The organism is Glaciecola sp. MF2-115, assembly GCF_047250385.1.
Lineage (GTDB): Bacteria > Pseudomonadota > Gammaproteobacteria > Enterobacterales > Alteromonadaceae > Glaciecola.
The window spans coordinates 169,802-185,530 of record NZ_JBLBVM010000053.1 but is presented as its reverse complement, the minus strand read 5'-3'; the positions used below and the strand labels follow the sequence as shown (position 1 = coordinate 185,530).

The following is a 15,729-nucleotide window of genomic DNA, read 5'->3' as shown; positions in this document are numbered from 1 at the left end:
GAAGCGAAGGTCGTCTCAATACAGACGACCTTTTTGTTAATTAAACGATTGGAAAGAGAATGCTAGCCAAAAATCAATTTGCACTTAACAGTTTGTTTTTCATTGCGATCCTCTACACACTTCATTTCGCAAAGTCATTGTTAGTACCTTTGGTATTTACAGCCCTCATAGCCTTAATGCTAAGCCCAATCGTAAACCTTTTAAAGCGCTTGAAAGTCCCTAGAGTAGTATCCGCGGTTATTCTGTTGAGCCTTTTCCTAATGCCTTTCGCAGTGCTAACTGTGAACTTAGCTGAGCCGGTTCAAAAGTGGGCTAAGCTTATTCCAGAATTAACCACGAAATTAACGCTTCAGATTGAATCAGTGACTGAAGAGTTTGAGCGCAGTCAACAAGAATTAAAACCCAAAACTGAAGAAGAAAGTGGATTTTTTAGTTGGTTTACAAGCGATGACGAAGAGCCTGAGCCTAGCCCAAAGAACCCTAACGCTGTGACAGAAAAGCTAAAAGAGAGCGGAATCAATGCGATTACAAGCGTTTTTGTAGCTACGCCAGCGCTCTTGGCACAGGTTGTTACTGTAATAATTCTGATATTGTTTTTACTCATATTTTCCCCTGCCCTTTACTCAAGCTTTTTGTCAGGACTGAATACAGATGGAAATAAAGAAAAAGCCGTTCGTATTATTACGTCAATTCAAAAGCAACTATCTAGATACGTGCTAACAATGTCATTTATAAACCTGGGCCTTGGCATATGCACAGCGATAGGCTTGCACTTAGTTGGTTTGGAGGATGCTATTTTATGGGGCGCTATTGCAGGTTTGATGAACTTCATCCCCTATGTCGGCATGGTATTGAGCACTACAATTATTGCATTAGCGTCCAGTGTTCAATTTGGCTTTAATATCAGTATCCTTGCCCCTATCTCTATTTATCTTGGTATAAACGTCCTTGAATCACAATTTATAACGCCTTTAGTGATGGGCAGAAACATGAGAATTAACCCTCTTATTGTGATTGTTTGGCTCTTAATCTGGGGCTGGTTATGGGGCGTGGTAGGTTTATTATTAGCGGTGCCGATGTTAGTGAGCTTCAAGATCGCATTGCGCGAATTGGGGATATGGCAACAATGTTTAAGCGTCATTGAGAGTGGCTCGGTTCGGTAGATTGAATGTATGATCACCACTCGATACTAAAAACAGACTGAGTTGAGATGCGTAGCGTAGAGTTGAGTAGCGTAAAGTTGAGTTGAGTAGCGTAAAGTTGAGTAGCGTAGAGTTGATTTGAGCTGGGTTAGCTTGAGTGAATTGAGTCCATCCAAGTATTAGATAAATAGAGTAATAGCGCGTAGTTGCGGATAACTTTTTTAGTTACTATTCTTTATATTGAAAAATTAAAACAATAAAAGGCATTGATATGAACATTCACAAGTCGATAAAAACACTACCGCTTTTTATCTGTGCTATTGCACTTATAATTTCTTCAGGATGTTCTCAACAAGATGAATCAAACTACACAGCCAAAAACCGACTGCCTAATCAAGAGAAATTTAGACTCATATTTGGTGGAACAGATGTCGGAGGCATCATTGTTGATCGCGATGCTGACAAAATTAATATTGATTATTCTTTCAGTAATAATGGTCGTGGTGCAAGTAGCACGGAAACGTTGCAGCTTTCAGATACAGGGCTCCCTATTGACTGGCGTATTACTGGGAAAACTGTTTTTGGAAATGAAGTGAATGAACAGTTTAGCCTAATAGATGGTATGGCGAACTGGGAGAGCTCATCCGAAAGTGGCAGCGCCAAAGTCGAAAGTGGAGAAATATACATTGCACAAAACGCGAGTCCTTATGCCCTTTTCATTTATGCAAAGGCCTTATTAGAAAATACTAATCAGTCTCTATCTGCCCTCCCCTCTGGGGAACTAACAATCAAAAAAGTTCAAAGCCTAACTCTGCATGATGATAAGAATACAAAGGTCGAAGCGATTATCTATTCAATCAACGGAATTGAACTCGCCCCAAGCTACATTGCACTTGATCAAAATCAGCATCTGCTTGCTTATTTATCACCACGCGCTGTGATCGTTAAAGAAGGTTTAGAGCAACAAAGCAAAGTTTTAAGCGAATTAGCGGCTACATTAAACGCCAATCGTTTTGATAAAATTGCAAAGAAAGCAACGCACCAATTCGAGAAACCCGTGCGAATTAACAACGTTAGAATCTTTGACTCCATAAATAAACAACTTACTGCGCCGCAATCAGTGCTCATTGAGAAAAACAAGATTACCGCTATCGAATCAGTGCTTGATGAGCCTAAAGACGGAGAAGTTCTAATTGATGGTAATGGTGGCACATTGATCCCAGGCTTTTATGAAATGCATGGCCACATGAGTGATAACGATGCTCTTCTAAACGTGATGGCTGGCGTTACCTCAGTGAGAGACATGGGCAACGAAATCACGGTATTAGATTCCTTAATCGAAAAAATTGAGAATAAGCAAATTATAGGGCCTCGTATTACTAAAAGTGGTTTCATCGAAGGGAAAAGCGAGTTTTCTAATGCAACAGGTGAAATTGCATCTACGGAACAAGAAGCTGTTGATTTAGTGAACATGTACGGTGAAAAAGGTGGTTACTTCCAAATCAAAATTTACAGCTCAGTAAACGGTGAATGGGTTCCTGCTATGGCAAAAGCAGCCAAAGAACATGGAATGCGTGTAACTGGCCATATTCCTGCATTCTCAACTGTTGATGAAATGATTGCTGCTGGCTACGACGAAATTACTCACATAAATCAAGCGATGCTCAGTTGGGTGCTCGACCGTGAGGAAGATACACGCACTTTGTACCGCATTACGGGAATGAAACGCTTTGTCGATTTAGATCTGAACAGCGAAAAAGTACAAAATACCTTAAACACAATGGTAGAGAAGAATATCGCTGTCGACCCAACTATGGTGATACATGAATTTGGTTTAACAGCCAGAAATGGCGCGACCCGCATTGGTACTCAAGACTACATCAATAATATGCCTGTAGGTGTTCAACGAAATGCAAAAGTCGCCTTGTTAAATGTTGCCGATAATGATGAAGACGAAGCTTACCGTTTGGCCTTTGACAAAATCATAGAGACACTTACATTGATGCATAACAAAGGGATTCTTCTCGTTCCAGGCACCGATTTAGGTGGTGCGTTTGAATTACATAGAGAATTAGAATTATTCAAAAAGCTAGGTATGACGAATGCCGAAGTGCTTAGCAGAGCGTCTTACGATATGGCCCATTACTTAGGATATGGCGAGCAACTGGGTAGTATAGAAGTTGGAAAACTAGCTGACTTTTTCTTAGTGCCCGGCGACCCAATTTCAGACCTTCGTGCAATCAAAACAATATCAATGGTTGCGAAAGACGGTGCGATTTACTTCCCTAGTGAAGTTTATCCAGAGTTTGGAATTAAGCCTTTTGCGGTGGTTCCTAAGGTTGTTGATCGCGATTAAGGTTATAAGTTATTGCTGAACTGTTTATGTTTAAAATACTTCTTTAATCACGAAGAGTTCTTATTTCCAATATATTCTGCTATTTATTGATTATCATAATATTAATAGATAGTAATCTTGGGTATATCTAGCTGTCAGCAATTTTTACACTTTTCAACTAAGAAAAATTAAAACCCCATCTCAGTTTCCTAACCCACTTATAACCATAGATTTTTTAAACTGGAACGATAATTGCAAGCTTCATATTGAAATATAAATTTCGTGTTAACCCCACCAACTGTAGTCTGCATAAGTTAGATGGAATTAATTGCTGTCGAGAATATATGTTTTAATTTAACACTTTTTTATTAAGGTTAAGAAACAAACCATTCAAATAGGACGGAACGCTAATGTTATCAATTAAATCGTTTATAAAACTCTGCATAGTCATACCTCTAATATCACTTATGATATGCGGCACTGCATCGGCCGCTTATATAGTCGGCGGTGCGAGCACCACAATAACCTCAGGAAGTGGCTGCTGGGCTTGGGATCGAGAGTGTGTCGAAGATTTTCGGGCAGCTCTAGAAAATCCAGCTTATTTTGGGCCTGCTGGTATCGTAAATGAGACTATCACAACAACAACTCTATCAAGTGTAGTAAGCTCAACCTTGTCAGGTATCGATATGTTTATCGCACCATGGGTTTCTGATGCAGACGCTTCATTATTTTCAGCCGAAGTAGTGAGTTTCTTTCTCTCCGGAGGCGACCTATTTCTCTTACAAGACGACTCTTCTCATGATGGCTTAGGGGAAGCATTAGGTATAACTACCAGCATCAGTGATGGCTCTGTCTCCAACGGGGGCCCACCTTTATTTGACGGTCCCTTTGGTACAGCGTTTAACGTAGAACAGTTTTATTCTGTAGGCCAACTAAATGCAGGTGCAATATCCGCCTTAAACGGAACTATCGGCGGTATCAATACATCAGGTCAAGTAACTTCAGCTTTTTGGAATGCGGGTGATTACGCACCTGGAGCGGGACGATTATTCGTTATCGCAGATGTAGATATGATTGCAACAACAGACGGTTGTGGCGACCCAATTTGTGGCGGTGATTATACCAATTTGAACGACAATGCTATTTATGGTTTAAATACTTTTTCGTTTATTTCGGGTACTGCCCCCCCTGTACTCTCTGCGCCTAGTATGTTGTCGTTGTTTGGACTGGGGCTATTAATTTTTGCAGGCCGTCGTTCGTTTAAACGATAGGTTTTTGAGATTAAATGTTTGTTAGGAAAGGTAGCCATCGCTACCTTTTTTTTGCGACCGTAGACCCGTTTTATTATCTTGGTACATATAATATATTGATTTCTATTGGGGAGTCATCAACTTATAATAAACTGCGGGTTATTGTCGCTATATCAATTAGTAACGAGTGCTTCTCATTAATATTGACCCAATTCATGTTCAAGAAGAATAATATTTGCGGGTATGAAATGGTTACATTTCTGCCCGATGTTCGGGCCGAAAGGAAACCAAAAAGTAAAGACTCAACTACTTTTTCTTATGAAAAGTCATCAAACGCTTACGCTGTCTTTCTTGGGAAACGGTTAATTTATTCACCTTGCCTTCAAATGGGTTAGCCCCCTCTTTGAATTCAACTCTAATCGGCGTTCCCATGGTTTTTAAGGCTTTGCGATAATAATTCATAAGGTAGCGTTTGTATGAATCAGGCAAGTCCTTAACTTGGTTACCGTGGATCACAATCACAGGTGGGTTGTAGCCCCCAGCATGCGCATATTTCATCTTAACTCGACGCCCACGTATTAGCGGTGGTTGGTGATCGGCTTGCGCCATTTCCATTATTTGCGTCAACATAGATGTATTAATACGCACTGTCGCCGAATTGTAAGCTTCTTGAACTGATTCGAACAAATGACCTACGCCAGTACCGTGCAATGCTGAAATAAAATGTAAGCGTGCAAAGTCAACAAAACCAAGACGTCTGTCTAGTTCGCGTTTAATTTCTTCCTTAACATGCTTTTCTAATCCATCCCACTTATTGACAGCTAACACCAACGAACGGCCTGAATTAAGTATAAACCCTAGAAGAGACAAATCTTGATCGCTGATACCCTCTGTTGCATCAATGACTAGCAATACAACATTCGACTCTTCAATCGCTTGTAGCGTTTTTATGATCGAGAATTTTTCGACTGTTTCAGATACTTTTCTGCGTCTTCTAACACCGGCAGTATCGATCAGGATATATTCACGATCGTCGCGCTGCATCGGGATAAAAATGCTATCGCGCGTAGTGCCAGGCTCATCATAAACAACTACCCGCTCTTCACCTAAAATTCGATTGGTTAAAGTAGACTTACCTACGTTAGGCTTACCCACTATTGCGAGTTTGATTGGTGAATTTTGTAAACGCTCTAACTTAGCTTCAGCATCCTCTTCGTCGTCATCTCTTTCATCTTCAACTATTTCCATATCCGGAAAGGACTTTTCAAGAGGACCTAGAACGTGCGTCATTAACTGCGACACGCCACGTCCGTGGGCAGCTGCGATTTGTAATACCTCTGCAAAACCTAATTTGTAGAAGTCAGCCGTTTCACTGTCACCGTCGATACCGTCGACTTTATTGGCGACTAGATATACGGATTTACTTTGTTTGCGTAAGTGCTCAGCAAGGCCGATATCATCGGGAGTGAGGCCAACTCTAGCATCTACCAAAAATAACACGACATCAGCTTCATCAATGGCTAATAATGACTGTTCTGCCATTGCTGCATCGATGCCTTCTTCATCGCCGGTTATACCGCCAGTGTCTACTACAATGAAATTTCGAGTTTCGAATTTCGCAGCGCCATATTTACGATCGCGCGTTAAACCCGGGAAGTCTGCAACTAGTGCATCACGGGTATTCGTTAATCGATTAAATAATGTTGATTTACCAACATTGGGTCGGCCAACTAAGGCCACTACAGGTAACATTTTTCGCCCTTAATAAAAAACGCCAATGGCATACCATTGGCGTGTATCGTAATCCTTTCTAACACGTTTTTCTTGCCTACTTCAGCCAAGTTGACAGCACATATGTACTGTCACTTTCTTCGCCCTCAAGCTATTTTTCTTGAGATATTGCTGCAAGCTTACCTTCTCTCGTTTTCACGTATAAGGTATTTCCGTCGCTGATAGGCCCAGTAAAGATAGCTTCATCTTCATCGTCATCGCCAACTTCTAGTTGAGCAACTAACTTGCCTTCTTCTTGTGTAAACCAATGAACAAAACCGTATTTGTCGCCGAGGACAACATGCTCTCCATGAGGAGTTGCCGAGGTGATGTTACGATCTTTTAAAGTCACATTAGACCATAATTCAACACCGCTACGTCGGTCAATTGCATACAAGTTACTGTTCGTATCAACAACAAATAAACGGTTGCCATCAATACTGATATTTCGATAAGAACCATATTCGCGAGTCCAAATAACTTGGCCGGTGCGAAGCTCTACAGCTGAAAGTGTGCCGTTGTATGAAATAACGAATACGTTACCACCAAATACAAGCGGTTTTACGTCAATATCAACTATACGTTCAAGCTCTGTTGCGCCTGATGGTGATGCAATTTGCGTTTCCCAAGCAACTAAACCTGTTTCGAGTATGCTTACCTGAAGCTTACCAGTTGGCGTTCCAACCAAAGCGCCACCGCTGTCAGCAGCTGGGGCAGATACACCTCGCAAGGTTAGTGGAGGAACGTCAGATTCTGTCATCCATTTTTGATTACCGTTCTCAGGGTTCAACGCGATTAAATGGCCGGATGTCGTATTGACTAAAACAACGCCGCCATCGACTGCTGGGGCAGAGATAACTTCTCCCTTAACACCCACTTTCCACTTTAATTCGCCCGTAGCTTCTTCAAGAGCATAAACACAACCGTCTTCAGTACCAAAGAACACAGACTGGTATGCAACTGACAAACCGCCTGAAATCTTTGCTGATACGGCGCGGTTAGAATACCAAAGTAAAGCTTTCTTAAGACTGTAATTCTCGTAATTTGCGAAGTCTTGCTCCCAAATTACTTTGCCTGTTTCAGGATTAACTGCAACGACAATGCCATCTCGGCTTGCTGCGAACACTTTGCCATATCCAACAGCTGGTGCTAGACGTGAATAATAGTCTTGAACACCATCCCCAACATCTAAGTCCCACTTAATACTCGGCTGAAAAGCAGCTTCAATTGGTTTTAAACGACGAACCTCTAATTCTTCATCATCGGTAAACCAATCCGAAACAGTGGCACAGCCACTTAGCGAAATAGCTAAAAATGCTATTAATAATGTATTTTTCACTGAGCAGCACCTGTCACTTCAGTAGCAGCGAAGTTTAAGTTACTTAGCTTCATTTCGACTATACGATTTAGCGGCTCTTCTGCTAATACCGCTGTATAAGCTTCTTTTGCTTTATCAAACTCTTTGGTTGCAACGTAGATATCGCCTTTGATCTCTTGAACTTGGTCGCTAAAAGAGGCACTAACAACAGAATCTAAAGTTTTAAGTGCGCCAGCGGTGTCACCTAATTTATTCTCAACACGAGCAAGACGAATCTTCGCCAAGTCAGCAATTGCATCACTTGGAGAGTTTTTAACCGCCATGTTAAGATGTGTTTTTGCCGCTTCAAAATCACTTTGTTCAACAGATTTTTGAGCTGCAACTAAGTTTGTAAGCACAGCGTATCCTGAATCTGAATTCTCTTTTGCGAAAGCAGTTGCTTTGCTTAATCCATCTTCTGAATCAATACCTTCAAGTGCACTTTGAAAGGCCATTGATTGTGTTTCTTTCGCTTCAATAACGCTATCGTTATATTTTTGCCAACCAAACAAACCAGCTAGACCAATGACTGCACCTACGATAATCGCAGTGCCATTTTCTTTCCAAAAGCCTTTAATTGCTTCTACTTGTTGTTCTTCGGTTTCGTAACGTTCCATTGAATTCCTCTGCGCTTACTGCATCTAACTGATTAATAAATAAATTTATTTGGCTAACTAAGTTTAAAAGTGTTTATAGCCATTCTGCTAAAGCAGATAACTCACTTAACAACAAACTCGCCTGCGGTTTATCTTGTTTTAAAAATTTCACCGAGACACTCGCGTTGGCAAGTTCGTCGTCTCCGATAATTAACGCAATAGCAGCTTGTGATGCTACCGCTTTTTTCATTTGTTTCTTAAAGTTACCACCACCGCAGTGCTGTTGCACCTTTACATTTGGTAGTTCATTTCTTATCTGTTCAGCAATTTTTGTTGCTTCTGACTCGGCGCTGTCACCCATTGGCATTAAATAAATATCAACTGGGTTGTTAGCGTAAAGCGACTCATCCAAACTTTCAACGAGCAAGACTAAACGCTCTAAGCCCATTGCAAAACCAACTGCGGGACTTGCTTTGCCACCCAATTGCTCAACGAGTCCATCGTACCTACCACCAGCACAAATCGTTCCTTGCGCTCCTAGAAGGCTGGTCACCCATTCAAACACAGTGCGATTATAATAATCTAAACCACGCACTAAACTTGGATTAACTGTGTATTGGATGCCTAAATTGTCTAAACGTTCACACAAAAGTGAAAAATGCGTTTTTGATTCATCGTCTAAGTGATCAATGAGCTTAGGCGCGTCTTTCACAATGGCTTGGACGTCTGGATTTTTGCTGTCCAGAACACGCAGTGGATTACTTAACATTCTGCGTTGGCTATCTTCGTCTAAGCTATCGTGGTGCTCTTGCAAATATGTCACTAGCAATTCTTTGTAGGCTGCTCTGGCTTCAGCGGAACCTAAAGAATTGATTTGTAGCTCAACTTTGTCTGCAATACCAAAAGCTTGCCACAAACGAGCTCCAATCAAAATCATTTCAACATCGATATCTGGACCAACTAGGCCATAAGCTTCAGCACCGAACTGGTGAAATTGACGATACCGACCTTTCTGCGGGCGCTCATGTCTGAACATCGGGCCCATGTACCAAAGTCGTTGTTGCTGATTATACAGCAATCCATGTTCATTTCCGGCTCTTACACAACAAGCTGTGCCCTCAGGACGCAGGGTTAAACTATCACCATTGCGATCTTCGAAAGTGTACATCTCTTTTTCAACGATATCGGTCACTTCACCAATCGAACGTTTGAATAGATCAGTACTTTCTACAATTGGCGTGCGAATCTCTTGGTAGCCATAGTTGGCAACAACTCGACGGATATTCGACTCGACAAACTGCCATATACCAGTTTGCGATGGTAAGCAGTCGTTCATACCTCTGATTGCTTGAATTGTCTTTGCCACGGTTGTCTCTGATTAATTAAATAAAGCGCGACATTATAAGGATTTTGTCGCGCTGGGTAAAATTTAGGAGGCCTATTTTTGCGTGTTTTACGAATTTATTTTCGCTTTAAGCGGGATTATTGAATTTAATTACTAATATCCGTAACTTTTATCCGGTTTTTCTCGTCTAACTGCGCTGCTTTTGCTCTGATGCGTTTTTCCAACTGCTCAACTAAATCATCGTTTGATAAACGTTCGCGTTGTCTTTGCCCATCTAAATAGAAACCACTCATGTTACGAGCACCTGTTAGGCCTAAATCAGAAACCTCAGCTTCACCTGGGCCATTAACGACGCAACCAATGATGGAAACATCCATTGGTGTAAGAATATCTTCTACCCGCTCTTCTAAAGCATTGACTGTTGAAATCACGTCGAACTCCTGACGTGAACAGCTTGGACAAGCAATAAAATTGATACCACGAGAGCGAATTCTCAAGGACTTTAATATGTCGAAACCTACTTTAATCTCTTCAACAGGATCCGCAGCAAGTGAAATTCTGATCGTATCGCCAATACCTTCAGCTAATAACATACCAAGACCTACGGCGCTTTTCACAGCACCGGAGCGGAATCCGCCTGCTTCTGTGATGCCTAAATGCAGAGGTTGTTGTATTTGTTTTGCCAGCAAGCGATAAGCACCGACCGCTAAAAATACGTCAGATGCTTTTACGCTGACTTTAAATTGATCGAAGTTAAGCTTATCCAGAATATCGACATGTCGCATTGCCGACTCTACGAGTGCTTCAGCATTTGGCTCTTTGTATTTCTCTTGAATTTCTTTCTCTAAAGAACCGCCATTTACGCCAATTCGAATAGGAATGTTTTTATCTTTAGCGCAATCAACGACAGCACGAACTCTGTCCATATTGCCAATGTTACCGGGGTTTATGCGCAAACAATCAACACCGTACTCAGCAACCTTTAAGGCAATTCTGTAATCAAAGTGAATATCGGCAATTAAAGGAATATTCACTTGTTCTTTAATTTTTTTGAACGCTTCTGCAGCATCCATTGTTGGAACTGAAACACGGACAATTTCTCCGCCCACGCCTTGTATACGCTTAATTTGTGCCACTGTCGCGTCAACGTCCAACGTATTAGTGTTGGTCATTGATTGCACAGCGATAGGCGCGCCATCACCAATGGGGACGTTGCCTACATTTATTCGAGTCGATTTACGACGAACAATTGGAGAATCGGAAAACATTAGTCACCTGTAACAGATAATTCGAATTTAATCGGAAAACCGCGTGGATATGATGATAAATCAACTGGCGTGCCAGCAAAGTCAATGTTGACATGTTCTGGCGGACACATATTCACGGAAATTGGCGGGGTGCCATCGACCGACATAACATAACCTTTCTTTTTAACCCCTACAGCCATGATTTCTTCATTTGCATCCGTCACACTCAGCCAGCAATCCTCTTTAAAGGTAAATACAAGATCAACATTACCATCAGCTTTAACCGTATACCCGTTTATGATTTGGCTACTTAAGTTAGCACTCGCATTATCTGCACTATCACTTTCTACAAAAGGATTATCGATGTCGGACAGTTCATCATCGCCCTGCTCTTCGGTAACATTGTCATTGACTGATATATCACCTTGAGCTTGATTTAAGCTAGTTGATGCCTTGTCCTGCCCAGAGTTCACTTTGCTTTGTGTATTTGTACTTTGCTGATTTTGGTTTTTAATGTCTTCTTCAGGAATAGCCAATTCAACAGGCAACTTCTCATTAGGAGTCATAACACTAACGGCTTCACCTTCGCTAATATCATTACCTTGGCTTTGTTCTGTTGCGTTCTCACTAAACAAATTTAATCTGTTTAATATCGACTTGTCTGATTGCTGATACCACCAAATGACCAATGAAGCGATCACAAGAAACACAATAAGGTAAGTCACCATCATCCAGCGATCATCATTTGCTTGTTTTGCAACGCGTTGAGAAAAGCTCTGTAACTTTGCCGATTGATTTTCATCTTGATGTAAAACATCAAAACTCTCTAACAAGGGTTCTGCCGGCATACCAAGTAACTTGGCGTAAATTCTCACATAACCTTTGGTGAAGGTCATCGAAACACCAGGTTTGTGAGTATCTGTTTCAATATCTTGAATGTTTCCCAAACGAAGGTGTAAACGATCAGCTACTTGCTGCTGCGTTAAACCCATCGCCTCTCGACCCTTCATCAATTGTTGACCAGGTGTAGCTTGCGTCGACTCTACTGTCGATTCTTCTTTTTTGCTATGTTCTTTAGTCATTACTCTTTGGGCCTTTTACTCGCAACTTCATCCCAATTTTTATATCGGATGGATCGTCAAGATTGTTCCATTTCATGAGGTGCTTCATTTTAACGTTATATCGAATGGATATGCGATACAAATTTTCTTTGGGTAAAACAGTATGATACCCATCTTCAGCGGCATCGGCCTCTTCTGGCTTTTGTGCTGTTGCATTGGCTTTATCTAAGGCCTCAGCAACAGCTACTTCGGGCTCTGCGTCTGTTACTTTATCTTCTATTGCTTTGTCAGCTGTGGCTAAGGAATCATTTACCTTTTTCACAGCGCCATCTATTGTTGCAGATGTTGCTGCCACTTCATCGTTTACGGCGGCTTCTTTATTTACGGCTGCTTCTTTATTTAGGGCAACTTTTGCACTTGCCACAGCCGCAGAACTTACACCATTAAACTCGGCTGCTAAAGCGGCTTCCAACTCGGCTTCTCTCTTCGCAATTTCGGCTGCAGTCAATGCTTCCGGCTCTGCATCATTAGCCTTAGTGGTATCGTTTACTGGTGAACTTGGCGCTTCAACAATGACTATTTTCTTGTCGCTATTACTAGTAGAGCTTTTCTCTTCAGTAACAGCTTTATCTGACTCGCTTGCGGCAGGTTTAGTTTCATCTGAATTAGCAGTTTCTGATTTAACTAATTCCGTATCATCCGTTGCTTTAGGCTCACTCGGCTCTGGCATCAGTATTTTCGTTTTCTTACTCACTTTTACCATTGCTGGCGTTGCGGCAGAGTCGCTCTCACTCTCACTGGCATTGTTGTCGGTAGTCTCTAAATTTTCATTTGTGACTGGAGCGACCACTCTGCGTTTGTTTGTTACTGTTGCGACAGGCTGAAATTTACCCATTTGTTTTTTGAATAAAGCCGTGTTTGGATGCTCAGGGAACATGCTCTTCATTAATTCCCCGTAACCCAAAGCCGCTTTAGTGTCACCTAAGCCACGTGCAATTTCATACGACAACCAAAGTGATTCTGGTGAAACGCGAGAAACACGATCGTATTTCCACAAGGTTTTCTTTGCTTCACCATAATTGCCTTCTTGCTTTTGCAACTGGGCTAATAAAAACAGACTCTTACCACGAGTTGGTTGGTGATTTAAGGCTGACTCGAAGAAACTGATGGCTTCATCAGTCTTGCCCTGATCAACGGCGCAAATCGCTAAATTCTCGTAAGTTTCAGCAGTTGAGACATAACTTTTGCTACTCACGGCCTTAAGGAAATAAGACTTCGCTTTTTCATAACGGCCCTGCTCACATAAGAAAGCGCCGTAGCTGTTGATGATATTTGGGTTCTCTGGTGCGAGTTTGAGTGCTTTTTGATAGTAGTCTTCGGCAAGCCCTAGCTCATCAACTTGCTGATAATAATAAGCCATTGCAAAATGCGCATCTGCCGACTTCGGCGCGAAGTTTAAAGCCTTGTCTAAGTTTGCTTTTGCCTGAGAAAAGTTACCATTACTTAAATAAGTGAGTCCTAAACTCACTCTGTTTTTCGCGGCAGCGTCTTTGTTGATAGCTTCAGCACCAGCAAAGTCTGGATCTCTTGGTTCTGTTACACAAGCACCTAAGAGTGTGCACAGAACAACAATAGCTAAGGATTTCTTCAACATGGCATTTCTCTTATATTTATTATTGTGTCATTTTTACCGAAATTGGTAAGCCATTCACCTGTTTTTTTAATAATCTTTTTGTTCTATCGACAACATCACCCACTAATTGACCGCAAGCCGCATCAATGTCTTCGCCACGGGTTTTCCTTATCACAACAGTATAATCATATTCCATGAGTACTTTTGCAAACCTATCCATTCTTGAATTGCTTGAACAAGTATAGGGTGAACCGGGATAAGGGTTAAATGGGATCAAATTGATCTTACATGGCGTATCTTTGAGCACCTTCGCTAATTCGTGTGCTTGGTCTGTGCTGTCGTTTATGTGATTCAACATAACATACTCAACCGTAACTTTGCCTTGATTCGCTTTAGATTTTGCTAAATAACGTCTTACACCAGCTAAAAAGACCTCAATTGGGTATTTTTTGTTTACCGGTACTATCTCATCGCGCAATTTATCATCAGGAGCATGCAGTGAAATTGCTAAAGCAACGTCAATTTGGTCGCCTAACATATCTAATGCTGGTACAACGCCTGAAGTACTCAAAGTCACTCGACGTTTAGATAAACCAAAACCAAAGTCATCCAGCATAATGCGCATTGCAGGCACTACGTTTTTTAGATTAAGTAATGGCTCGCCCATACCCATCATGACAACATTAGTAATAGGTCGTTGAGAAGTATCTTTTGATAGACCGATGAAGGTGGCAACTCGCCAAACTTGGCCAATAATCTCAGCGACCGATAGATTGCGATTGAAGCCTTGTTGAGCCGTTGAACAGAAGGTGCATTCCAAAGCACAACCGACTTGTGAAGAAACACAAAGTGTGGCGCGATCCGTTTCAGGGATCCAAACAGATTCAACTTCTTGACCGCCTTCTAGCAGTAACGCAAATTTGATTGTGCCATCGGATGCTTGCTGATGCTCTGAAATAACGGGAGCTTTGATTTCGCAGTTTTTCTTGAGTTTGGCGCGCAGATCTTTGTTCATGTTTGTCATTGCGTCAAAATCAGATTCACCCGCTTGGTAAATCCACTTCATCAACTGATCAGCTCGAAAGGGTTTCTCATTAATAGAGGCAAAATAATCACGCAAACCTTGGCGATCAAAATTCAATAAATTGACTTTTTTCACCTCTTTTGGAGCGACTGTGTTTACTTGGTTTACTGACATGTTTTTACCTTTATTACAAAAATTCTGAAGCGAGCTTAAGCTACCGCTTTTTTTACCTCACTAAGTATACGCAATTTTGCGTTAATCAGTGTGTTTAATATAACTAAAAAAGGGAGCCGAAGCTCCCTTAGTATAACACTTCGTTTGCTTAGCGTGTGCGTGGGCAAATTTCTTCGTCAGAGAAGAAGTACGCGATTTCGCGTGCAGCTGACTCTGGTGCATCTGAACCGTGACAAGCATTTTCGTCAATTGACTCAGCGTAATCAGCACGTAAAGTGCCTGCAGCCGCTTCAGCAGGGTTAGTAGCGCCCATGATTTCTCTGTTTTTAACTACAGCGTTATCGCCTTCAAGTACCTGGACCATTACTGGGCCAGATGTCATGAAGCTAACAAGAGCGCCAAAGAAAGGACGTTCGCTATGCTCAGCATAGAAACCTTCCGCTTGCTCTTTGCTCATGTGTACCATTTTTGAAGCAACGATGCGTAAGCCCGCGCTTTCAAAACGGTTGTAAATTGCGCCAATAACGTTTTTAGCTACTGCGTCAGGTTTGATAATCGAAAAAGTGCGTTCTAAAGCCATGGTTAATTCTTCCAGTTTACTGATTTTTTAAAATTCGCGCGATTATAAAGAAGATAAGCCCGAATGAATAGTCCTTATCAAAAATAGATACGGGTCTTGTCCTCCCAAGCGCTTTTGATTATCCAGTTTTTATTCAATTATCTAACAAATGAAAATAGTATATCCAGCTGAAAAATAACAAAATGGAGCAAATAGATACTTCAAAATAAAATAAA

The 15,729-nt window shown here is 41.4% G+C and carries 12 protein-coding genes; 3 read left to right on the top strand and 9 right to left on the bottom strand.

Annotated elements, in window-relative coordinates:
• Window positions 1-59: 59 nt before the first annotated feature.
• The 3 genes from ACKLNX_RS11750 to ACKLNX_RS11740 all read left to right on the top strand — a co-directional run bounded on the left by ACKLNX_RS11750 (window position 60) and on the right by ACKLNX_RS11740 (window position 4,748).
• Entirely contained in the window at window positions 60-1,163 is a 1,104-nt protein-coding gene (locus ACKLNX_RS11750) for an AI-2E family transporter (protein WP_412972493.1), read from the top strand.
• A gap of 250 nt (window positions 1,164-1,413) precedes the next feature.
• The gene (locus tag ACKLNX_RS11745) at window positions 1,414-3,498 is read left to right on the top strand and encodes an amidohydrolase family protein (RefSeq protein ID WP_412972492.1); all 2,085 of its coding nucleotides are present in this window, start codon (window positions 1,414-1,416) and stop codon (window positions 3,496-3,498) included.
• A gap of 389 nt (window positions 3,499-3,887) precedes the next feature.
• Window positions 3,888-4,748 (top strand): hypothetical protein, encoded by an 861-nt coding sequence (locus ACKLNX_RS11740; protein ID WP_412972491.1) that lies wholly within the window; start codon window positions 3,888-3,890, stop codon window positions 4,746-4,748.
• Between the two features lie 285 nt (window positions 4,749-5,033).
• Here ACKLNX_RS11740 and der read toward each other — a convergent pair whose 3' ends face one another.
• The 9 genes from der to ndk all read right to left on the bottom strand — a co-directional run bounded on the left by der (window position 5,034) and on the right by ndk (window position 15,514).
• Window positions 5,034-6,479, bottom strand: a complete 1,446-nt coding sequence (gene der / locus ACKLNX_RS11735; protein WP_411694938.1) for a ribosome biogenesis GTPase Der — start codon at window positions 6,477-6,479, stop codon at window positions 5,034-5,036.
• A gap of 130 nt (window positions 6,480-6,609) precedes the next feature.
• On the bottom strand, window positions 6,610-7,836 hold the full coding sequence (bamB, locus tag ACKLNX_RS11730) for an outer membrane protein assembly factor BamB (RefSeq protein ID WP_412972490.1): 1,227 nt from the start codon (window positions 7,834-7,836) through the stop codon (window positions 6,610-6,612).
• Window positions 7,833-8,471, bottom strand: coding sequence for a YfgM family protein (locus ACKLNX_RS11725; RefSeq protein ID WP_412972489.1), 639 nt, complete (start codon window positions 8,469-8,471; stop codon window positions 7,833-7,835). The genes bamB and ACKLNX_RS11725 overlap by 4 nt, the downstream gene beginning before the upstream one ends.
• A 73-nt stretch (window positions 8,472-8,544) precedes the next feature.
• Window positions 8,545-9,816, bottom strand: coding sequence for a histidine--tRNA ligase (gene hisS / locus ACKLNX_RS11720; RefSeq protein WP_412972488.1), 1,272 nt, complete (start codon window positions 9,814-9,816; stop codon window positions 8,545-8,547).
• Window positions 9,817-9,941: 125 nt separating this feature from the next.
• The gene (ispG, locus tag ACKLNX_RS11715; RefSeq protein WP_411694942.1) at window positions 9,942-11,063 is read right to left on the bottom strand and encodes a flavodoxin-dependent (E)-4-hydroxy-3-methylbut-2-enyl-diphosphate synthase; all 1,122 of its coding nucleotides are present in this window, start codon (window positions 11,061-11,063) and stop codon (window positions 9,942-9,944) included.
• A complete protein-coding gene (locus ACKLNX_RS11710) occupies window positions 11,063-12,124 on the bottom strand; it encodes a RodZ domain-containing protein (protein WP_411694943.1) in 1,062 nt (353 codons plus the stop codon). The genes ispG and ACKLNX_RS11710 overlap by 1 nt, the downstream gene beginning before the upstream one ends.
• A complete protein-coding gene (gene pilW, locus ACKLNX_RS11705; protein WP_412972487.1) occupies window positions 12,117-13,757 on the bottom strand; it encodes a type IV pilus biogenesis/stability protein PilW in 1,641 nt (546 codons plus the stop codon). Before pilW ends, ACKLNX_RS11710 begins: the two co-directional genes overlap by 8 nt.
• A 19-nt stretch (window positions 13,758-13,776) precedes the next feature.
• Entirely contained in the window at window positions 13,777-14,934 is a 1,158-nt protein-coding gene (locus ACKLNX_RS11700; protein WP_411694945.1) for a bifunctional tRNA (adenosine(37)-C2)-methyltransferase TrmG/ribosomal RNA large subunit methyltransferase RlmN, read from the bottom strand.
• A 148-nt stretch (window positions 14,935-15,082) separates the two neighbouring features.
• Window positions 15,083-15,514 carry a nucleoside-diphosphate kinase gene (gene ndk, locus ACKLNX_RS11695; protein WP_195734533.1) on the bottom strand — a complete coding sequence of 144 codons (432 nt, stop codon included), beginning with the start codon at window positions 15,512-15,514 and terminating at the stop codon, window positions 15,083-15,085.
• Window positions 15,515-15,729 lie beyond the last annotated feature (215 nt).